Source organism: Cohnella suwonensis, from assembly GCF_042655365.1.
Lineage (GTDB): Bacteria > Bacillota > Bacilli > Paenibacillales > Paenibacillaceae > Cohnella > Cohnella suwonensis.
In genome coordinates this window covers 214,567-237,161 of record NZ_JBHSMH010000041.1, presented here as the reverse complement: position 1 = coordinate 237,161, position 22,595 = coordinate 214,567, and the positions used below count along the sequence as shown (strand labels likewise).

General features: G+C 58.4%; 14 protein-coding genes. 3 read left to right on the top strand and 11 right to left on the bottom strand.

All coding sequences use genetic code 11. The features are described 5' to 3' along the window. The first annotated feature begins 298 nt into the window (after window positions 1–298). Both ACFPPD_RS13750 and ACFPPD_RS13745 read left to right on the top strand, forming a co-directional pair. Window positions 299–712 (top strand): DUF4395 domain-containing protein, encoded by a 414-nt coding sequence (locus ACFPPD_RS13750; RefSeq protein WP_209745583.1) that lies wholly within the window; start codon window positions 299–301, stop codon window positions 710–712. Window positions 713–837: 125 nt separating this feature from the next. Beyond that, window positions 838–1,263 (top strand): hypothetical protein, encoded by a 426-nt coding sequence (locus tag ACFPPD_RS13745; protein ID WP_209745581.1) that lies wholly within the window; start codon window positions 838–840, stop codon window positions 1,261–1,263. Window positions 1,264–1,299: 36 nt separating this feature from the next. Here the strand turns inward: ACFPPD_RS13745 and ACFPPD_RS13740 are convergent, their stop codons facing one another. From ACFPPD_RS13740 to ligA, 4 genes are all read right to left on the bottom strand, one after another. Beyond that, on the bottom strand, window positions 1,300–3,483 hold the full coding sequence (locus ACFPPD_RS13740) for an AAA family ATPase (RefSeq protein WP_209745579.1): 2,184 nt from the start codon (window positions 3,481–3,483) through the stop codon (window positions 1,300–1,302). 18 nt (window positions 3,484–3,501) lie between these two features. Continuing rightward, entirely contained in the window at window positions 3,502–4,752 is a 1,251-nt protein-coding gene (locus tag ACFPPD_RS13735) for a hypothetical protein (protein WP_209745577.1), read from the bottom strand. Between the two features lie 99 nt (window positions 4,753–4,851). After that, entirely contained in the window at window positions 4,852–7,458 is a 2,607-nt protein-coding gene (locus tag ACFPPD_RS13730) for an outer membrane protein assembly factor BamB family protein (RefSeq protein ID WP_209745575.1), read from the bottom strand. A gap of 211 nt (window positions 7,459–7,669) precedes the next feature. Next, complete coding sequence (ligA, locus tag ACFPPD_RS13725) at window positions 7,670–9,697, bottom strand: NAD-dependent DNA ligase LigA (RefSeq protein WP_209745572.1); 2,028 nt, start codon at window positions 9,695–9,697, stop codon at window positions 7,670–7,672. Between the two features lie 180 nt (window positions 9,698–9,877). Between ligA and ACFPPD_RS13720 the strand changes: the two genes are divergently transcribed. Next, on the top strand, window positions 9,878–10,894 hold the full coding sequence (locus tag ACFPPD_RS13720; protein ID WP_209745569.1) for a S66 family peptidase: 1,017 nt from the start codon (window positions 9,878–9,880) through the stop codon (window positions 10,892–10,894). Window positions 10,895–10,988: 94 nt separating this feature from the next. Here the strand turns inward: ACFPPD_RS13720 and pcrA are convergent, their stop codons facing one another. From pcrA to ACFPPD_RS13685, 7 genes are all read right to left on the bottom strand, one after another. Continuing rightward, entirely contained in the window at window positions 10,989–13,400 is a 2,412-nt protein-coding gene (pcrA, locus tag ACFPPD_RS13715) for a DNA helicase PcrA (protein WP_209745566.1), read from the bottom strand. Continuing rightward, window positions 13,381–14,112, bottom strand: coding sequence for a heptaprenylglyceryl phosphate synthase (gene pcrB / locus ACFPPD_RS13710; RefSeq protein WP_209745564.1), 732 nt, complete (start codon window positions 14,110–14,112; stop codon window positions 13,381–13,383). Before pcrB ends, pcrA begins: the two co-directional genes overlap by 20 nt. 574 nt (window positions 14,113–14,686) lie before the next feature. Further along, window positions 14,687–15,346, bottom strand: a complete 660-nt coding sequence (locus tag ACFPPD_RS13705; RefSeq protein ID WP_209745561.1) for a hypothetical protein — start codon at window positions 15,344–15,346, stop codon at window positions 14,687–14,689. 93 nt (window positions 15,347–15,439) lie between these two features. Beyond that, the gene (gene galU, locus ACFPPD_RS13700) at window positions 15,440–16,321 is read right to left on the bottom strand and encodes a UTP--glucose-1-phosphate uridylyltransferase GalU (protein WP_209745558.1); all 882 of its coding nucleotides are present in this window, start codon (window positions 16,319–16,321) and stop codon (window positions 15,440–15,442) included. A 51-nt stretch (window positions 16,322–16,372) separates the two neighbouring features. After that, window positions 16,373–17,740, bottom strand: coding sequence for a UDP-glucose dehydrogenase family protein (locus tag ACFPPD_RS13695; RefSeq protein ID WP_209745553.1), 1,368 nt, complete (start codon window positions 17,738–17,740; stop codon window positions 16,373–16,375). 184 nt (window positions 17,741–17,924) lie between these two features. Then, on the bottom strand, window positions 17,925–20,444 hold the full coding sequence (locus ACFPPD_RS13690) for a U32 family peptidase (protein ID WP_378082473.1): 2,520 nt from the start codon (window positions 20,442–20,444) through the stop codon (window positions 17,925–17,927). A 141-nt stretch (window positions 20,445–20,585) separates the two neighbouring features. Further along, entirely contained in the window at window positions 20,586–22,562 is a 1,977-nt protein-coding gene (locus tag ACFPPD_RS13685) for a stalk domain-containing protein (RefSeq protein WP_209745550.1), read from the bottom strand. Window positions 22,563–22,595: the final 33 nt, after the last annotated feature.

Sequence of the window (22,595 nt, the reverse complement as noted above, 5' to 3'; positions counted from 1 at the left end):
TTCGTAATCTTCCGGCAAATGCCGTCCGCTTCCGAATAACCTCCGCGAATTTCTTCGCTTTGCTTACGCTCAATGTTCAGTTTTCAAAGAACAATTTGTGGTTCGTTTTTGTTTCTGTTTGACGCCCCGCTTGAGGCGACTTAAAGAATATACCACAGCCCACAAGACAATTGCAACCCCTTTTTATACTGGAAATATATTCTTCTATATATTGAACTTAAAAACTGCCTCTTGCCTTCATGTCGTATTTCCCTTACATTAATTCTAAGTAAACTTATCAACATTGGAGTGTATGTTCATGCGCGAAGTACCGTTAAGGTATGTCAAAGCGAATCAAGCCGGTATCGTCGTTACTGTTCTTCTATCTTTCCTGCTTGATCGGCCATGGGTGCTTGCCGCCCTATGGGCGATTCAAATCATCGGCCTTGCGACGGACGGGAAGCTCAACTTATTCGCACGCATCGGCAAAGCTCTATTGAAGGACCCGGGACAAGAAACGCAGGCGCTCGAGCTTACCCGCTTCAATAACCTGCTCGCCGTGCTGTTCCTTACGTTGTCCCTTCTCTCGTTCGCCGTAGGTTGGCCAATCGCGGGTTATGCGTTCGCGGCCATGTTGCTGCTAGCGGCAAGCATGGCCCTGCTCGGCTTCTGCATCGGCTGTACCGTCTACTTCTGGGTGAAGCAAATCCGCGCCGGCAGACGTATCTTCTAATTCCTTCTTATCCATGCAAAGGGCAGCCTTTCGGTCTAACTTGACCGGGGCTGCCCTTTGTCTTTTCGACGTAACATTCACTGCTATTCATTCGTTAACCATAATAGAAGAAAGGAGCGAAAGATATGAATCGTCTGCTTATCGCGTACATGTTCTTGATTTCGATCATCCTTCTATCGGCTTGCGCCGACGAAGCCGAGGAAAAGAGTCCGTCCGTCGATCCTTATCTCGTCGTGGAGATAAGCAAACCGAACCTGCCCGACAACGGTTACGACGTATACAAGACGATCAAAGGAACGGCTCAAGCTTCCGCGATCAGGGATATTCTCGTTCTTGCCGACAACAGTCGCTCCTCGGTATCGATGGCCCGGCAACCCGACCGCAAAATCACGATGCACAGCGCCTACCCTACCGCATCCTCCGAGCCGATTCCTTATGGCGTCTGGTTATCGCCGGATCGCGCGACCGTCGAGATTGTCAACGAATTCGGAGGAGGCTACGTGTCGCTAAGCCCCGACCATAGCCGGCTCATTCGGGAAATTCTCGACTAAACCGGTTGCCGAAGAAAAGCCCCCGTCCGCCGACGATCACAGTCCGCCGTTCAATTCCTCGTACAAATAATCGTATTCCCCAAGATCTCCCCGGGTAAGAGCCCGATTCGTTTTGTCCAACTCGTACTGGTACGCCTTGAAAATATGTCTCATGCCGACCCGCTCCCGCTTGCCGCTCGCGAGAAACGCCGACGTCAGCGCGATGTTCTTGATGCTGCCCCCGGCCATCTGCAGCTTGCGGGCGAGAAACGGAAAATCGATGTCCGGATCCAGCGGCGTCTGCGCCGGATAGATATGCTTCCATATCGTCTCGCGCTGCTTCTCGTCCGGGAACGGAAACCGGATCACGTAATTGATGCGGCGGAGGAATGCCTCGTCCATGTTCTGCAAATAGTTCGTGGCAAGGATCGAGATACCCCGGTATTCCTCCATCTTCTGCAGCAAATACGCGACTTCCGTGTTCGCGTTCTTGTCATGCGAGTCCTTCACTTCGGAACGCTTGCCGAAGAGGGCGTCCGCTTCGTCGAAGAAAAGCACCGCGTAGCTCGCCTGCGCCTCGTCGAAGATTTCGCTTAAGTTTTTTTCCGTCTCGCCGATGTACTTGCTGATGATCTGGGACAGATCGATTTTATAAATCTCCATGTCCAATTCCTTGGCCACGATCTCGGATGCCATCGTCTTGCCCGTGCCCGGCGGCCCCGAGAACAAGAGGCTGATTCCCGTTCCGTAGCTCAGCTTCTTATTAAATCCCCAACTGCCGTAGACGGTATGCTTATATTGAATATGATTGCAGGCATGGCGGAGCTTTTCCTTCTGGGCTTCCGGAAGAACGAGGTCGTCCCAACGGTTCTTCGGAGAAAGACGCTTCGACTTCGCGCCGAGTCCGTGGTTCAATTGCCCATAGCCGGCTTCGATCATGTCCGCCCACCCGATCGGCGCGATCTCTTCCCCGTCCCTCTTCCATTCGGACAAAGCCGCCGCCGATCTTAACGAACGGGCCATCTGACCCGGCGTGAAGAGGAACCTGCCCGCAAGCGCATCCCAGTCCAATTCGGGGTCCATCGCATACGGCTCGGCCAATTTCCGCCAAGCGTCCGTCCTTTCCTCGTCCTGCAACGGTGCGATCTGGATCTCCAAGTCGATCCGGTTGCGCCGGTCGATCGTCCGGCAAGGTCGATCCGACAACAGAAAGACGATGCCTTTCATCTCAGAGAGCCGGTCCAACGTTTCTTCCGCCGTCGCGGCCGATGCCACGTCCTCGTCCCCCGGACGAAAGCGGTCGAGTACGAGAATCGCCTGCCCGATCGTCGCTTCGCGAAAAACGTTCTGGAGCGTCTTGTCCGCGTTCGGTTCCGATCGGAGCAGCTTCGCCATGTCTACGATGAGCAACGGCTCGTCGAAATACCTCGCCATATGGAGCGCATGCGTCTTTTTGCCCGCGCCCTTCTCGCCCCATAGCGAAAGGATGATCGGCGCATCGGCCGCTTCCGCTCGGACGCTGCGGTTCGCTAACCAACGTCTGAGCTTCGATTGCACGGCTTGATTGCCAAGCAGGGGCGCGAGCTCTTCGCCGGGCTTGGCGAGCTTGGCATAATCGGCCATGCTTTCCGGTATTCCGTCGCCGGAATCAAGAACGTACCGAACGATTCTCTCGTCGAGAGCTATCGGTTGGGCCAGCAGCGTTCCGTTCTTGGGGGAGATGCCGGCATTCAGGAAGAAACGCCGAAGCATCCCCTCCGGCCGGAGCGCGCGAACGACTTCTCGCCTTTCTTCCGCGCCGTCGCTCACGATCGTCGCTATGACGTCCGGCGTTAACTGCCTACCGGTGGGGCCCGGCTGCAGCAATTCGAATAACGACTCATATTTGCGGTCGCATTCCGGAGCCAGACAAACGAATACGATTTTCTCCTCCAACGGACTTAAACCGAATACGTTCGATAAATGCGGCAAAGGGAGAAAACACCCCTGCCTTCCGCTCTCTTCCGTCCTCGCGGCCAAACGGCGCTCGTATTGTTCGATTCGGGCAAGAAGATCGCGCGGATCGGTCGCTTCGAATACGTCGCTTTCCGAAGTCGGCTCCAACGTCTCTTGGATATGAAGCCTCATCGCGATTCGGTGGTCCAACCAACCCAACCTCTCACCGATGTATTCCCAATCGTTCTTATAAGCAAGCGATGCCGTCTCTTGCGACGGCATCGTTAACGGTAATCCTTTATGCATGTCGAGTTGCCCTCCCGCTTACCGTCCGAAGAAGTTTTTGATCCGGGAAAGCATGCCCGCTCCCTCTTCCTTGGGCTTGGCCGCTGCCGCCCGCTCCTTCTCCACTTCCTTGGCCCGCTGCTTGTAAAACTTATGGTGCGCGGTCTCTCCCCGGGCATGAGCCGTTAGGCGCTGAACCTGTTCCGCGGAATCGACGACCGGAGCCGCGGCGCTCGCGGCAGGTCCGCCCTTGCCCGCGGCGACGAGCTCCTTGCGCTGCTTCTCCATGTTCATGAAGTCGTCGACGTTCTCGTACTCGCCGAACTCGGCTTTGCCCATGTCCTTGCGGGCTTGAGCCCTTGCCCGGGAGCTCCGAACTTGGCCGATCTCCTTTTTGTTCACCTGGTCGGCGACCATGCCCGCCGCCGCGCCGACGGCGCTGCCGATCTTGCCCGCTCCCGGCACGAGATCCCCGACGACTCCCGTCACCATGCCGACGCCCGCCTTGAACCGGTCGTTGCTGATCTTGGCGCCGACCGCGCCGGCTTGAGACGCCGTGCTTTCCCGGATCGAATCGCTCGTCGTCGTGGCGGAGATGCCCTTCAGCAAGTCCCGCTCCTTGACGTCGTATTTCTCCGCCATCTTCTGCTTGATGCCCTTGCCGATAACGGGAATCATTCCCGCCGCGGTCTGTCCGGGATTGCTCGTCACGTCGTTGATGGCGTTCTTCGCGCGCTGTTCCACGTCGAACAGTCCCGGATTCATTTGATTCTCGATCTTATTCGTCCGAACGTCTTCTTCCATAGAAGCGTCTCGCGCGCGCCCTCCGCTTCGCTCCCGCTGTTGGGACAAGTCCCACTTGCCGTAACGGGCATTTTCGATGTGTTGCGGCAGGTCGTACCACTTCGGATCGTTGGCGGCATCGGTCATTTTCTTCACGCGGTCGTGGAAAGACGAATCGACTTGGCCGGACCCGGTCTCCGCGGATTCGGTTTCGCTTGATTCCGATTCCGGAGACGGCGAAGTGTTCGCCGCTTCGGTCGTCGTCTTCGGCTCTTCGACCGTCTGTTCCGCCGATTCCGACTCCGGAGACTCTTCTTCCTCGCTTCCCCCGCCTAAGAACGGGAATACGTTGACCGCGCCTTGCGCCTTCAACCGCTTCATGATCGATTTCTTATCTGACGCCTGTCCGGATTGAGCCGTGTCCGACACTTCGCCCGCTGCTTCCGGTTGGCCTTTCGATTTCCGCGATTCTTCTAGCTCCTTGCGCAGTTCGGCATGTTTCGGCATCGTTACATCTCCCGGCAGGATAATCGTCCTAGTTTATATTTACTATAATAGGTAATTTCCATTGCCCCTACAAGGAAAATATAAACGCCGCGGCCCCGCTTATCGCAAGCCGTTAGGTCCGATTTTGCCGAAAAAGCCGTTGGACGAACCGACGTACAACTCCCCGTCCAGCGCCGTCAAGTTGCCGAAGACTTGACGGCTCGGCATGCCGTCGTAGTAGCCGACGTTCTGGTCCGCCAACCGATGCTCGACGCGACCGTCTTTGCCGTTCACGAGATAGACGTCCGGCCAACCCGCAACGAGGAGTCGTCCGGCGTACGGAACGATATTCCCGTATGCGGTAAAGCCGGCGTTCCAGATCGGTTTTCCGTCGGATAAGTTCACGGAGACGAGTTTACCGTCCAGCCGGAAAACGATCCGAGCGCCGTCGACGGTTCCCCGATCCGCTTTTCCTTTTACCGTCCACAGCTCCTTGCCCGTTCGCGCCTCGATCAAAGCGCTTGTCACGTCTTTGCTATCGTAAAGAGGCAAACCGTCATTCGAACGCTGCAGGAACAAGCGCCGATCGTCAACGATATCGACGCGCGCCCCTCTATCGAAAGGGATCGGGAACGTCAGCTTCGTCTTGCCCGTCGAGGCGTCCGCCAAGAAGAAGGCGTCTCCCGACTTCATCCAATAACCGCTCGGCACCCGTCCCGGGAATCGTCCGTCGAAGGTTAACGCCTCGTCCCATTCCCGAATGGCGGACCGGTCGCGAATAATCCACTTCGTCGAACCGCTGCCCGCGTTTATCGCCGTCAGCTTCGCGTCGAGCGTCTCCAACGATCCAGTCTGCAGCACGAATGCCGGCATATCGCCGTTTTGCGAGAGAAGAGCGCCCGTCCCCTCGAATACCTTCGTCCAGAGCTTTTTGCCGCTGCGGATATCCCGGGCGTCGACATAAGTCGTCTTGGACTCGTCTTTCTCACCGCTATTCTGAACCGTATAGGAGAAAGCGGCTACGTTGCCCGATACCGTGAAGCCCATATCCCATAACGGTCCGCCGAACGCCTGTTCCTTCATCCAAATCTGCTTTCCCGTATCCGTGCGGATGGCGCGCAATCGGTCTGTTCCGGTTCCGGAGCCGCCGCCCGGCTCATAAAAGACGATCGTCCGCTCCTTCTCCGATACCGCGTATAGGTGAATGTCGTGGCCGAAATCGTGGCTCCATAACCTCTTTCCCGAACGACGGTCGATGCCGTACAGATGGGACGTTTCGTGCATGCCGCTGAATCCGCCGTCTTCCCCTGCGACGATCAACGTATCTCCCGCCTTGCCGACCAAGAAGTTAAAGGGAAGCTCGGTTCGAACCCGCCATTCGAATCGTTGCAGCGCGGAAGGAGCCAACGGTCTGTCCGATTGCGTTTCCCATCGGGTTTGCGCCCTCGTCGGCTGATCGTCCGGATGCCGATAGTCCACACCGAAATCTTCGCCGGCCGATTTGCCCCTCAGCCGGTATTCGGCCACCCGGCGTTCGTCCGTCCAAGCGATCGTGAGCACGGAAGAAACGTTCTCGTACCGCCATACTTCCAGCGTCTTAAGCTTTCCCGGCTCTTCCACGTTACCGGAAGACTCTACGAATCTAGGCTTGCCGAATAACGCCTCGGCTCTGGCTTGGGATTGGCCTTCCCGCAGTTCCGTGATGGCGACGGAAGCTATCCGTCGGAAGGAGGATTCGGCTCCCTTGTCATAGAGAGGCACGCTCCTCTCTCCCGGGTCGGCATTCTCCTTGCGGATCCAAGCCAGCGACATCGGCGAATCGTCCTTAAGATACGTTTGCTTGGCGACGCCATACCAGTCACCGTATTCGTACAACGCGATCGCCATCTCCCCCGCCGCGAACGTTCCCGCTTCCGCGTTCGCTCCCGGAAACCACATGCCGGCAACGGCATTCCGAACGGTCAGCTCCAGCGGTCCGATCGGCTTTGCCTGGGTCCATTCTTCCGTTAAGTACCACATCGGCATCCACGACGTCACGCCGTCATCGTCGACTTCGGCGAACGTGTCCGTTAACGCTTTAAGGGTAATCGGTCTCCCCCGAACGGCCACGTAAGAGAAAACCGGCATCGTTTGCCCGATCATATCGAAGCCGGGCGAGCTGGCCGGCACGTTGAACTTAGCCCCGATCCGGAGACCGAAACGGTCCTGGAACGAGTGGTCCTTCGAATCATAGACCTCGAGCGCTCCCATGGGGGGTACGAAACTTCGCTCGACGCCTGCGGAGTCCCGATAATAGAATACCGAGTACAGATGGTGTTCGTCCTCCGCAGACCAGAAAAACTTCAAACTTGTCGGTAGCATCGGATCGGCATACGTCCAAGCCTCAGCTTGCGTCCAATCCGAGCCCGAATACAAGGAGGCCGCCTCGGATTCGTAAGCCGTTCCGAATGCGATCTTGGCGGCTTCCTGCGACAATGCCCCTGCCGAGAAAAAGGCCTCGACCGCTTCCAAGCTCAGCTTGCCGTTCGCGGAAGTCAAGGTCGTCTCTACAGAAATCGCCGTCGGCTTGGCCGATTCGATCGCGAGTCCCGAAGCCGTAGACGTTGCCTTCGGAACCGGCGCCGGCTTCCCCTTCTCCGCCGAATTCGAATCGCCCGTACACGACGACGTAGCCGCCGCAAGCCAAATGAGAGCCGCCGCCAAAGCCCCGATCGTTTTCCCGTTCATCCGATAACCTCCAAACGAATCTGGCGAATATTGTTGCGATATCCATTAGACGACGGGCTATCGAAATGGTTTCATGCTTTTTCCATTTTTGTATGGGATCCGATGGTACATTCATGATTCCGCATATAATTATGAATGGATGATCGGACTGCGAATAAGGCGAATCCACCGAGGGGATTCGCCTTGGAAATCACGGTAAATGACGAGGGAATTACACGCCCTCTCCAAGTAAACGAAGCAGCTCCTGCTCGTCCTCGAGAACTTGAACGCCGAGATCGCGCGCCTTCGTCAGCTTGCTGCCGGCGCTCTCTCCCGCGATGACGAGATCGGTTTTCTTGGACACGCTGCCGGATACCTTGGCGCCGAGCGCTTCGAGCTTCTTCGCGGCCTCGTCCCTCGACATGAGGGAGAGCGTGCCGGTGAGCACGACGGTTTTGCCGAACAGCGGGTGGCTCGCGTCCGCGACAGCCGCGGCAGGGCGGCTCGCGTCCGCCTTCACGCCGAGCGCTCGCATCTTGTCGATGCTCTCGCGCATGGCCGGATCGCGGAAGAACGAGTGAATGCTTTCGGCGACGATGCCGCCGACGTCCGGCAAGCCGGTCAGTTCTTCGGTCTCGGCCGCCATGAGGCGATCCAAGTCCCCGAAGTGGTCCGCGAGCACTTTCGCCGTCGCCTTGCCCGTATTCGGAATGCCGAGCGCGTTAAGGAACTGGGCAAGCTCGCGGGATTTGGATTTCTCCAAAGCGGCGACGAGATTGAGCGCCTTCTTCTCCCCGAAGCGTTCCAGCTTCACGAGATCTTCGACCGCCAGCGCGTACAGATCGGCCGGATCGCGTACGTCGAGCTCCTCGTAGAGCTGTCCCGCCGTTTTGCCGCTGAACGTCTCGATATCCATGCAATCCCGCGACGCGAAGTGGGTAATGCGGCCGATCAATTGCTCCTTGCAGCCGAACCGGTTGTTGCAGAACAGGTGCGCGCCGCGTATTTCGAGCGGAGAGCCGCAGCCCGGACACGCCGCCGGAACGTCGATCGTTCCTCCCTCTTCGTCGTCGGCTTTACCGAGGATTTCGGGGATGACGTCGTTCGACCGGCGGATGAACACTCTCGTGCCGAGAGCATGCATCAAGTTCTTCCGCTCGATGTCGCCGACGTTGTTGAGCGTGCAGTTCTGAACGGTTACGCCGGCCAGCTCCACCGCTTCCACGCGGGCAAGCGGCGTAATCTTGCCCGTCCGTCCGACTTCCCACGAGACCGACTCCAGCACCGTCGTCGTCTCTTCGGCTTCGAATTTGAAAGCGACCGCCCAGCGCGGAAACTTATCCGTATAGCCGAGAGCTTCCCGGGTGCGCATATCCGTCAGCTTCACGACCGCCCCGTCAATCAGATAGTCGTGCCCCGACCGGCCGGCGACGACGTTGTCGAGCTCCGCCGCCACGCCTTCGATCGTCGGGAAGTAGGCTACGTAAGGATTCACCGGAAAACGGTTCTCTTTCAGGAACGCGATCATATCCCGATGATTGGCGAACGAGACGCCGTCCGCGTAACCGACGTTATAGAAGAAGGCATCCAATCTGCGAGCCGCCGTCAGCTTCGGATCCAAGTTGCGAAGCGCCCCGGCCGCTCCGTTGCGAGCGTTCTTCAGCGGTTCAGCCGCCGTCTTGTTGTAGGCTTCCAGCACGGACAGCCGCATGAAGCCCTCGCCCTGTACCTCGATCGTTCCGTCTTCGAAACCGATTTGCAGCGGAACGGTACGGATCGTGCGAGCCTGCGCGAGGATCCCCTCTCCGACTTCCCCGTTGCCCCGGGTAGACGCTTGCGCCAATTCCCCGTCGGTGTACGTCAGGTTGAGCGAGAGACCGTCGAACTTCAGTTCGAGCACGTATTCCGGGTCCGGAAGCGGCCGTTCCGGATTGCGGACGTTATAGTCCGCGATCAGGCGATTCGCGCGGGCCGCCCAAGCGTTCAGATCGTCGAGATTTTGCGCCTTGTCCAAGCTCCACAGACGGGACAAATGACGATGGGGCTCGAAGCCTTTCAATAGCTCCCCTCCGACCCTGCGCGTAGGAGAGGAGGGCAGAACGGTTCCGTTCGCTTGTTCCAGCGCGACCAATTCATCGTAAAGCGCGTCGTATTCCTTATCGCTGATCGTCGGATTATCTTCGGTATAATATCGATGGCTATGCGCGTTAAGCTCGGCGACGAGCTCTCGCATCCGCTCCGGCGCGTTCGTATGTGCCATAGGGCAACCTCGCTTTTTCAAGTGGATTGTAAGCTTTTCCGATAGGGGTGGATTGAACTCGCACCCATAGTCTATTTCAGAGCCCGTACGCTGTCAAATCCAGACAATCCGATCTATAATAAGTGTCATTCCTAGCACGATGATTTCCATTTCGATAGCCAAGATAAAGGAGATCTGCGCATGATCACGTATCCTCGATTGAAGCCCGGCGCGACGATCGGCGTCACCGCCCCCTCTTCCGGTCTATCGCCGGATCTGCATTTCCTATTGAAGCAGGCAAGCGAGCGAATGACGCAAGAAGGGTTCGAAGTACGAATCGGAGAGACGCCATGGCTGCAAAACAAAGCGAAATCGTCTCCGGCGACCGTTCGCGCCCATGAATTCACGGAGATGCTTCGGGACGACGCGGTCGGTCTCGTCTTCCCTCCGTGGGGCGGGGAACTGTTGATCGAAATTGTCGAGCATCTCGACTTCGGCGCCATTCCGCCGAAATGGGTGCTCGGCTACTCCGACGTCAGCGTGCTTCTGCTCGCGATCACGCTGAGAACGGGCATCGCGACCGCGCACGGCACGAACCTGATCGACTTGCGCGGCGAATATTCGGACGAGACGACGGCGGCTTGGCGAACGGCGCTCTCTACGCCGGCCGGCGGAAGCTTCGAACAACGCTCGTCCCCGTTCTATCAGAAGGAATGGAACCACGACCATCCCTCTCCGTGCATATTTCATCTGAATGAACCGACAGAATGGAAAACCGTCTCGGGCGAAGACGCCGCGTTCCAAGGCAGGCTGCTCGGCGGATGCGTGGACGTCATTCGGCATCTGATAGGTACGCCTTACGGAGACGCGGCGAAATTCCGGCGAGAACACGTAGGCGGCGATCCGCTTGTCTGGTACTTGGAAAACTGCGAGCTGAACGCGGCGGACTTGCGCAGGTCGCTCGTGCAGATGCGGCTCGCGGGCTGGTTCGACGGATGTTCGGGCATCCTGTTCGGACGCAGCGGGGCGAACCGCCCGATGGGCGATTATGCCGAGATCGACGTCTACGAAGACTTGGCCCGCGAGCTCGGCGTGCCGATCGTCTACGATATCGACTGCGGGCACGTCCCTCCCCAAGTCACCTTCGTCAACGGCGCTTACGCCGAGATCGAGGTCACCGAGGGCAAAGGAACCGTCAAGCAAACGTACCTTCCTTAACCAAAGGGGCTTCAGCGTCCTAAAGATGCTGAAGCCCCTTTATGCGAGTAGAGATCGAGCCGATCGAATGCGAATAAAGGTCACGCCGTTCGAATCAGATCTTCGTCACCGGGGCGAACGAAGCGAGCAGCCGCTTCACGCCGGTCGGCGCCGGAAACGCGATCTGAAGCTCCGTGTCGTTGCCCGTTCCTTTGACGGAGACGACCGTTCCGATGCCCCACTTCGCATGCTGGACTTTGTCTCCGGCGACGATCGCCATGCCGTCTCCGGCCGGCTTCGCCGCGGAAGGCGTCTGCAGCGGCACGACATTGCTTCGATTGGCCGGAGCGATGGTCGGACGGGCGCCGAATCCGGATGGCGCGAGTCCTCCGCCCGCTCCCGAGTTCCCGCTTCCGCCGTAGCTAGGCGCGGATGGCCGGGCGCCGAAGCCTCCCGCGGAACGCGAGCCGTACCCGCCGCCTCCGTAGGAGCTTCCGCCGTAGGAACCGCCCGAGCCCGAGCGGCCTCCGCCTCCGGGAGAGAGAAGTTCTTTCAGCGTCGAAGGTATCTCCTCCAGGAATCGGGACGGCGGATTCATGCTCGTCCGCCCGTATAGCAATCTCGAGCGGGCCGAAGTCAGGACGAGCTTCTTCTCGGCGCGCGTGATGCCGACGTAGGCGAGCCTGCGCTCTTCTTCCAGCTCGTCTTGTTCCGCCAGCGAACGGCTGCTCGGGAAGATCCCTTCCTCCATGCCGACGATGAAGACGATCGGGAACTCCAAGCCTTTGGCGCTGTGCATCGTCATGAGGACGACGGCGTCGTTGTCTTCCTCTTCGTCGTCCATCGAGTCGATGTCCGCGACGAGCGCGAGCTCGGTCAGGAACGACGTGAGCGACTTGTCTTCGTTGCGTTTCTCGAATTCCTGCGTAACCGACAGGAACTCCTCGATGTTCTCGAGGCGGGACTTGGATTCGAGCGTATTTTCCGCCTGCAGCTCCAAGCGGTAGCCGGACAGCTCGAGCAGCTTCTCCGTCAGCTCCGTGACGGATAAGTATTCGACCATCGCGCTCAAGTTGCGGATCAGTTCGCGGAACTCGGACAAGGCCGTCTTCGCGCGGGTTTGGATATCGAGATGATAAAGCCCGTCGCCCAGCAATCCGTCTCCTTCGTTAAGAAACCGAAGCACCGAAATGCCTTTGCGGTTCGCTTCTTCGTGAACCTTCGCCATCGAAGTGTCCCCGAGCCCGCGCTTAGGCACGTTAATGATCCGGTCCAAGCTATTATCGTCGTCCGGATTGTTGACGAGTCTAAGATACGAGAGAATGTCCTTGATCTCTTTGCGGTCGTAGAACTTGATGCCGCCGACGATCTGGTACGGAATCTCCGACTTAATGAGCACTTCCTCGACGACCCGGGACATCGCGTTCGTCCGGTACAGGATCGCGTGATCGCCGTAACGTTTCGCGCTTTGGCGGTTTTTGCGGATTTCGCCGGCGATGAAGTAACCTTCCTCGTGCTCGGACTCGCCTTGGTACACCGCGATTTTGTCCCCGCCGTCTTGATCCGTCCATAAGTTTTTCGCTTTGCGGCCCGTATTGTTCTTGATGACCGCGTTCGCCGCTTCCAAGATGTTGGACGTCGAACGGTAATTCTGCTCGAGCAGAATGCTCTTCGCCTCGGGGTAATCCGCTTCGAAGTTCAGGATGTTCGTAATGTCCGCGCCGCGCCAACGGTAGATCGATTGGTCGCTGTCGCCGACGACGCAGATGTTGTGATGCTTGCTGGCCATCTGCTTGCAGAGCGTGTACTGCGCTTTGTTCGTATCCTGGTATTCGTCGACGTGGATGTATTTGAATTTGTTCTGGTAGAATTCGAGCACTTCCGGAACGTCCTTGAACAATTGGATCGTCATCAGCAGCAGATCGTCGAAATCGAGCGAGTTGTTCGCCTTAAGACGTCTCTGATACTGCGCGTACACCTTGGCCACGATATTCTGAAAATAATCCCCCTGCTGCTGCTCGTACTGAGCCGGGGAAATCAGTTCGTTCTTCGCCGCGCTGATCGCCGCTTGGACGCCCTTCGGCTCGAATTTCTTCACGTCGATGTTGTTATCCTTCATGACGTTGCGAATGACGCTCAGTTGATCCGTGGAATCGAGAATGCTGAAGTTGGAGCCGAAGCCGATCCGCTCGATGTCCTTGCGCAGAATGCGCACGCACATGGAGTGGAACGTGCTGACCCAGATGTCTTTGCCCGAGGGGCCGACCAGCTTGGAGACGCGTTCCTGCATTTCGCGCGCCGCTTTGTTCGTAAAGGTGATGGCGAGAATGCTCCATGGCGCGGCCATTCGCTTGGCGATGATATAGGCGATGCGGTGCGTCAGCACGCGGGTCTTGCCGCTTCCCGCGCCGGCCATGATGAGCAGCGGGCCTTGCGTCGTGATCGCCGCTTCCTTCTGCCTCGGGTTCAATCGATCGATGGACGCGTCGATATCGACTGCGTTCTCGTTATCGCGTTCGAAAAACATGAGCTTGCTCCTTTGCCGCGGGACGAAGCACGGCTTCAACCGTCGCCAGCGCCGCGTCCAGATTATCGTAAATGACGTTGCCGACGACGACCGTATCGGCCGATTCCGCGGCTTGCGCCGCCTTGTCGGGCCCGTCGATTCCGCCGCCGTAGATGAGATGGGCTTGCTTGAGCCCTTGCTTGATGCGCTTCAGAAGCGCCATATCGCCGAAGGCGCCGCTGTACTCGACGTACAGCACGGGCATGCGCCACAACCTGTCCGCCACTTGGGCGTAAGCGATCGCTTCATCCGCCGCGAGGTTCGCGTCCGCTCCGGTGAGCCGCGCCACCGTCGAATCGGGATTCAGCACGAGATAGGCTTCGCCGACGATCGATTCCCAGGGCAACAGGTGCCCGAAATCGCGGATCGCCTCGGCATGGTGGCCGATCAACCATTCGGATCGCTTCGTGTTGAGCACGCTCGGGATAAAATAACCGTCGAAGCCCGGCACGCCGCAAGAAGGGTCGGACAGCTCGAACGCGCAAGGCACCTCGTACCTGCGAATCCGGCTCATCAAATCGACCGTATTGTCGAAAGTCACGCCGCTCGAGCCGCCGACGAGTATCGCGTCCGTGCCCGACAGGCACACCGCGTCCAGCGTCGCGTCGTCGATCTCGCGGTCGGGATCGAGCTTGAAGACGTGTCTCCAGGAACCGTAAAAAGAAGGGAGCATGACAGCCTCCAATAAGAACATGCGTTTACGTTCTAGTCTACAGGAATTCGGCTGATCTTCCAAGAAGCAATGAGAGGAAGGCGCGGACGGCGTGCGGGTCGGGGATCGCCCGCAGGCGGGTCCTGATCGGTTTCCGGTCTTGCAGGCACTCCGCATCCTCCACCAACGACTCCTGGACCGGATTCCGGTCTTACAAGCCCTCCGTACCCTCCGCCAAGGCTGTTGGACCGGATTCCGGTCTTACAAGCCCTCCGCACCCTCCGCCAACGAATCCTAGACCGGATTCCGGTCTTACAAGCCCTCTGTACCCTCCGCCAAGGCTGTTGGACCGGATTCCGGTCTTACAAGCCCTCCGCATCCTCCGCCAACGACTCCTAGACCGGATTCCGGTCTTACAAGCCCTCCGTGCCCTCCGCCAAGGCTGTTGGACCGGATTCCGGTCTTACAGGCCCTCGCACACTTCGCCAACGATTCCTAGACCGGATTCCGGTCTTACAGGCACCCGACACTCCCCACCGCGGGCTCCTAGACCGGATTCCGGTCTTGCGAACATTCCGCCCCTCCACCCGACTCCTCATAGTACCAATTGACGCGCCGCTTCCTCCAACTCGTAGGCATGGATTCGCGTCGCCGAGGCTCCCAGCGGCCTAATCAAACCTTTTTTCCACAGAAGTCGCAGTAGCTGGATACTCGCCGTCTTTCCCGCCTGAAGGCAATGGCCCGCATCCCGATACCCGAACGGACGCCGCAGGCTTCGCGCGTACCGAATCATTTCTCGCTCATTCACCGATAACCCGTAGTGCGTCGCGTCCCCTTTGCTCGTCCGCTTGCCCAATATCGCGTACAGCTGGCGCCTGCAAACTTCCGGCCGCTTATCGATTTCGTCCCAACTGAACGGCACGAACGCATATCCGTATTGCGCGATCGTACGGATTCGCATTTGTTCGAAATCGAACCGGTCGCGCGTAACCGTCTCCGCATGGCTGACGAATCCTTCGCATTCGATGACGGCGCCCAGAGTCCGGTAGAATAAATCGCCGTAAATTCTCACCCCGGTCAACCCGACCATCTCGTACTCCATCTCCAAACCGTCTAATGTACCGATAACCGGCCACACGACTTCTTTCAACAACCGGATCTCCCCTGTCAGATTTCGCCGAAGCATCTCCAGTCTCCTCCCGCTGGCCGCACGTATCTGCTCTTCGAAATACCTTTCGAACTCTTTCTCGAACATTCTTCGCTCCCCCTCGTGTTCAAATGAAAAACGCCGCCTGTTCCCAAAGGAACAAACGGCGTGTGCTTCACGCGAATCAGTACGCTCGATCGTCTACCGGACGCCGAGCTTATGCAATAAATAAGAACGCACTTCGTCCTTCAGATCCGGGCGCTCGAGCGCGAAGTCGATGATCGTCTTCAAGTAGCCGAGCTTCTCCCCCGTATCGTACCTCGTGCCGACGAAGTTGTAGGCGAAGACGGATTCGTCCGCCATGAGGCGGGAGATCGCGTCGGTCAGCTGGATTTCCCCGCCCGCGCCGACGTCCTGCGTCTCGAGAATATCGAAGATCGCCGGGGTCAAAATATAACGTCCGATAATGGCCACGTTGGACGGAGCGCGATCGGCCGAAGGCTTCTCGACGACCCCGCGCACTTTCAACACGCGATCCCCGTCGCCGCCCGACGGGTCCGGATCGACGATGCCGTAACGGGACACTTCCTCGTCCGGCACGTTCTTGACCGCGAGAACCGAGCCTTGCACCCGGTCGTACACGTCCATCATCTGCCTCAGGCACGGCACGTCGTCCGATTGGACGATATCGTCGCCGAGCAATACCGCGAACGGCTCGTCGCCGATGAACTTCCGCGCGCACCAGATCGCGTGGCCGAGACCGCGCGGTTCTTTCTGCCGAATATAATGAATGTCGATCAGGTCCGACGGCTTCTGGACTTCCGATAACAAGTCGAGCTTGCCCTTGGCAAGCAAGCTTTGTTCGAGCTCGTAGGAGCTGTCGAAATGGTCCTCGATGGCGCGCTTGCCTTTGCCCGTCACGATGAGAATGTCTTCGATCCCGGAAGCGACCGCTTCCTCTACGATGTACTGGATGCCGGGCTTGTCGATAATCGGCAGCATTTCCTTGGGCATCGCTTTCGTCGCCGGCAAGAACCTCGTTCCCATCCCTGCGGCGGGGATGATCGCTTTGCGTATTCTCATGGCTCTGGCACCCTCTCTGTCTCTCGCGAGAAACGCAACGCTCGTAACGCCTTACGCCTGCGAAGCCAGCTCGCCGGGCTTGCGCGGGACGGGAGCGGCATCCTTCGGAACGGCCGGCAACCGGCCCACCCCGATGCAGACGACGCCTTGCGCGTTCAGCGCGGCCGCGTCGAGCGCGTTTCTTCCATCCATAATTATAGGTCTGTTCATCCAGTTTTTAAAGTCGTCCGCCTTGATCTGGCGAAATTCGCGCCATTCGGTCACGACGATCGCGGCATCGGCGCCCCTGAGCGCCTCTTCCGCGGAATCGCAAATGTCGACGCCGGCCGGCACCACCTTCTTCGCGGAGCCGTTCGCTCCCGGATCGTACGCGGCGATCGAGATGCCCGGATGCCTGCGCTTTAGCTCCGCGATCAAGCGAAGCGACGGCGCTTCGCGGATGTCGTCCGTGCCCGGCTTGAACGCCAGCCCGAGCAGCGTCACTTTCCGTCGGGACGGATCGGTCAGCGCGGCTTCCAGCTTGCGTACCATCCGCAGCGGAAGCATCGCGTTCGCCCTCATGGCCGCTTCCACGACCGTCTGCGGCGCGCCGGCTTCGTCCGCGATTCGCACGATCGCTCGAGCGTCTTTCGGCAGGCATGATCCGCCGAAGCCGAGTCCCGCGGCAAGGAAGTGCGGTCCGATGCGGGGATCCAGCCCCATCGAGTGGGCGACGGACGGATAATCGGCCCCCGTCTGCTCCGCGAGCCCGGCGATCTCGTTGGCGAACGAAATCTTCACCGCGAGGTAAGCGTTGGCGGCCAGCTTCGCAAGCTCCGCGCTGCGGCGATCGGTCGCCATGATCGGCCCGGGCAGCCGTTGATGCAGCTGCGTCAGCCGCTCCGCCGCCTCCGCGGAAGCCGTGCCGATGACGATCCGCGTCGGCTCGAAGAAATCGCGGACGGCGCTCCCTTCCCTCATGAATTCCGGAATGGATGCCACGTCGACCGCGCAGCCTGCCGGCAGCCTGGCCCTTAACCGCGCCTCCGCCCGCTCCGCCGTCCCGATCGGAACGGTGCTCTTGATGACGACGATGCGCCTCGCGCCGCCCGTCCACGGTTCGAAGCGATCGACGACAGACCAGAGCGCTCCGAGCGACATTTCCCCGCTATCTTCGGAAGGCGTCCCTACGGCCAGGAACGTCATCTCCGCTTCCGCGAGCGCCTTGGAAGGGTCATGCCCGAAGCTCAGCCTGCCCGCCGACACGTTACGCGCGACGAGCGATTCGAGCCCGGCTTCGTGATAGGGTACCGCCCCCTTCGACAAGGTGGCGATCTTGGCCGTGTCGATGTCCGCGCAATGCACGTAATGCCCCAAATCCGCGAATCCCGCCGCCGTCGTCAATCCGACGATCCCTGCTCCCACGACTGTTATTTTCATCGTATCCACGCTCCTCGACTTCTTCTGTACCGAGACGGCGCTTTCGCCGGTATCTGTACAGAGTGTAGCATCGGATTGAAAACAGCCATGCGCGATAATGTTAGCGGAACGTAAATTCGCAATCGTCGGCATACAAAAAACTCCCCGGCATCCGCCAAGGAGTTCCATGTTGACATCTCGCTATTTATTTCACCAACTGCCCGCGGGTAACGCCGAGCTGATTGGTCGCTTTCAGTTTCTTCCACACTTCCGGTCCGCGGACTTTGCCGTCGATCGCCGCGCGATACAGCGTCAGCACCTCGCGTACTTTGTCCGCCGTCTCTTCCAGGAATTCGACGCGGTACGAACGCACGCCAAGCTCCATGAACAGATCCAAATACTCGGCGCCCGATTGCTCGATCGCGTTGTACACGGTATTCCTGCAGCCTTCGTCTACGCGCACCGGGTGGGACATGCCGATCCGGTCCTGCAGCGACGCCCGTTTCTCTTCGCACGGACGGCCGCAGTTCGTGTAGTTCGTTCCTTCGCTCATGAACGTGCAGTACACGCAGTGCTCGGTATGGAACATCGGCATGTGCTGGTGGATGACCATCTCCAGCCTTGACGTATCCGCGCGGCGAAGCATGTCGACCATCTGCTGAATGTTCAAGTCGTACGAAGGCGTGACCCAATCGAGGCCCGCTTCGCGGAAAAGATCGATCGTCTTATGGTTGGCCACGTTCAGCGAGAAGTCTCCGATCAGCGTCGGGTGCTCCTTGCCCGGGTTTTCCATCCGATCCTTCAAGTAGTAGTAGAGAGCGCCCGTATTACGCACGAGCACCGCATCCGGCTTCAGGTTCAGAATGTTCCGGTGGTAGCCGTTCTCGCCGGGCATATGGATTCGCGGCGTAACGAGCGCGATCTTCTTGCCCGCTTCGCGGCATACCTTGATCGCTTCGGGGAACTGCTTGATGAATTCGAAGTCGGCGTAAATGAGCGCGACGTCCGATTTCGCGACTTCCTTCACCTGCTCCAGCGTCCGGCAAAGCGCCGTCAGCTCGACCTGATCCGGCCCGACGGAAACGTCTCCCCGGCCGGCGGCGTCCGCGAACTCGTCGATCTCTCTCTTGATATATCGAGGCGGTAGCTCGCGCATGAGCTCCAGCTGTTCCGCCGCTTCCCTGCGAATCCGGTTCAGCTCGCTCTTCGGCACGATAACGTCGCCCTTCAAAGCGACTTCGAGCCGATCCAAATAATAGAGCGTTCCGCCGAGACGGCCGAGTTGCTCTCCGAGCACTTCTTCTCCGAGCGGACGCTTCTCCGCGCGTTCGAGCGGCATTTCGGATTCGACCGCGACCGTCGTGCCTTTGCCGATATCGGTCCAGATCGTACGCAGAGGCGCGCCTTCGTGTCCGAACACCGATACGGCGAGAGGGAACGTCCGGTAAGGCTTCTCCGTCTCGAACGTGCTTCTCAGCCTGCGATCGAGCGCCGGGTCGCTCGTCTTCCAGATCCGATCCCCTTCGTGCAGGCGGTTGAGGTCGACGTCGTTACGCCCCGGCACGATCTCGATGCGCAAGCCTTCGGCGGCTTCGCCATCGAGCTTATTGCCGTTCGCGCGCACGTCGTACACGCGGCCGCCCTCTTCCTTCTTCGTCGGGTCGCCCGCGTCGAATACGATGCCGTCGCCCCGCTTCAGCGGCGCTTCAAGCACGCACACGACCGAGTCGCGCAGGATTTTCTCTACCCTGCCCAAGTATACGCCGCGACTCTTCGGGAACGTCCCTTCCACGAGCTGCTTATTGTTCGTTCCGTCCAAGAAGCCGTGCGTGAAGCCGCGGGAGAAGCTTTGTTGCAGCTCGCGCACTTCTTCTTTGGAAGGTTCGGATTCGTCGCCCGCGAAAAACTTGTCGATCTCCTTGTTATACTTGCTTACGACGTTCGCGACGTATTCCGGGCTCTTCAGCCGACCTTCGATCTTGAACGAAGTCACGCCCGCTTCGATCAATTCCGGAACGATGTCGATCGCGGCCAAGTCCTTCGGCGACAGCAAGTACGCGATGTCGCCCATCGGCTGCTGCACGCCGTCGACCATCAGATCGTACGGCAGGCGGCAAGCTTGCGCGCATTCGCCGCGGTTCGCGGAGCGGCCTCCCCATACTTCCGACGTCAAGCATTGGCCGGAATAGGAAACGCATAACGCGCCGTGCACGAACACTTCCATCGGAAGCTTCGCTTGTTCGCCGATTTTCTGAATCTGCTTTAGGTTGTTCTCGCGTCCGAGTACGACCCGTTCGATGTTGAACGGCTTCGTGAACTCGACCGCTTCGGGAGAGGTGATCGTCATCTGCGTCGAACCGTGAATCGGGAAGTCCGGGGAAATCTCGCGAATCATTTTCACGAGACCCAAGTCTTGCACGATGACCGCGTCCACGCCCGCGTCGATGCAAGCTTCGATCAGCTTGCGCGCTTCAGGCAGCTCGTCCTCGAAGACGAGAATGTTAAACGTCAGGAAACCCTTAACGCCGTACTTATGCAGGAAGGCCATGATCTCCTTCAGTTCGTTCGTCTGGAAGTTGTGGGCGCGCGCCCGCGCGTTGAACTTCTCCACGCCGAAGAACACGGCGTTCGCCCCGTTCGCGACCGCCGCCCGCATGCATTCCCAATCTCCCGCCGGAGCGAGCAATTCGATATCTTCGCGCCTTAAGGCGTTTTTCTCCACCATGCTTCGTTACCCTCCAAGCCGCGACCTCGCGCGGCGCATATCTCCCGCTAGTATACCAAAAACCGGGGAGGCGGGCCAAAAAAAGAGGAAAGCCGCCCTCCGGAGGAATGTTCCCCCAGAGCGCGGCTATCGAAGAGATTGTTAACGTACGGTTACGACGAACGAGTTCAATGCGGATTCCAAGTTTTTCTTGATGAAATCCGATCCGTTCGCCAGGTAATACAATCCCCACACGGTATAGACTTGGCCGTTGTTGTAAACGTAATAAGTGATCATTCGGTTAGGCGTATTCTTGTCGTCGTTCGTCTTGTCGTCAATCACGACCTTCTTCGCTTGGAGACCGCCCAAAGTCGTCATCGTATTTTCGACGATCGTCATTTTTGCGTTTTTGGAAAGCAAATCCTGATAATGCTGATCGATGAAACCCGCCACTTCCGCGAAGCTACTCTCCGGCTCTGTCCAAGCGTCGACGCCGAAGCCGCCGCCTCCGAAGGAGTACTCAACGCTTTCCTCTTCGAAGTTCTTGCTCACGCCCGTCCAATATTGTTGGAACGTTACGCCGTATCCATATTTCTCGCTCTTCTTCGTGACGGTAGACGTCCGGTCGGCATCATCGACGTCGTCGAGAATCAGACCGAAGTTTTTCTCTACCGTCGCCGTATTGACCGTCAACGTGCGCAGCACCGTATCGAACAAGCTCGCATATGTCGTTTTCTGGCTGTCCAAATACGAGATTTCCGTATAGTACCTGTATTCTCCTTGGATGGCGAATACTTCGTATTCTTCCCACCACGTTTCCGTATCGGCGGAATAAGAAATCTTCAACGCTTTCGCGGGAACGCCGTTCCACACGACGTCTTTCTGCTCGAGCACTTTCCGGTATTCGGGCGCGAACGTCTGCTCGAAACGAGATAGCTTGCGCTTCAGCCAAGCGTCCGCCGTATCGCCCGCGTTCTTGGAGCTGATATCGACGAATACGTAAGCGCCGTCGGTGTAGAAGGAAGGATAGGCGGACTTGTCGTCGATCGACCATTCCTTCGGCAGCTTCACGTCCATGCCGTAGTCGGCGTCGGAGAACGTCTTATACCCGTCGATGATTTGAGTGAAATCCTTTAAGGAGACGTCGGAACGGTCGAAGGACGTCTTGAAGCTATCGAGCACCTTCGAGTACCGGTCCAGCTCGGAAGCCGATGTCGCCAGCTTGCCGAAATAAATCACGTATAGGAAACCGTTCGCCTGAATGGCGCGGGACTCGAAAAAGTAGCCCTCGTTATTCTTGGAAACGATCTTCTCGTACGAACCGGCAGCGCCGCTTACCGTGCGAATATCGACCGCTTTTTCGGTTTTCGTAAAATGATCGTAGATGGACGTGCGCTTCTCGTTCGTCGTCAGCTCGTTCTTCGCCTCTTCGACGAATACGCCGAGCTCGTATTCCTTCTTGACGTCCTGGAAAATGATCATGTCCCCGTCCGACGACTGATCGGCTTTTAACAGTCCGGTCGGATAACTCATCGACCAGCCGTAGTAGCTGTCGCCGATTTTCGATTTGCCGAAGTCGCTGTCGATGATGGAGATCGAGCTGCCGCTTCCCGCATTGCCCGCGCTACCCGTTCCGCCTGCCGGAGCGGTCGCCGATTTGAACGAAAGCACGATTTCTTTCGTCGCCGCATCGTTCTTCTGGGCTGCCCCGAACGCTTTCGCGACGGGAACCAGCGGAACCATCAATACGCTGTTCTTGTTCGCCGGAGCGACGGCGAGCGTCGACTTCTTCCCGTCGATCGTCGCCGCTTTGCTGCCCGTCGTCATCGTGACGACATGCTTCAGGTAAGTCAGCTTGATCACTTTATTGTTCGTCATCTGCAGCTTCGCGCCGAAGCCTTTCGCGTTCGTGAACACGCTAAGCGGAACCATGACGTTGTTCGCGGACAGGAACGGCGCCTGAATCTTGATCGCCTCCCCGTTGATTTTCATTTGGGCGCTTCCGACTTTCACGCGAATCTCTTTCGTGCCCGCCGCAGCCGCTTCCGCGGGAATTGCCGCCGCGATCAACATCACTAGCGCGAGCAAGAGCGCCAGCCCTTTTTTACCGATACCGATACCGTTACCTATTCGAGTCATCAATAGTGCCTCCCAATCGATTGCATGAGTGGT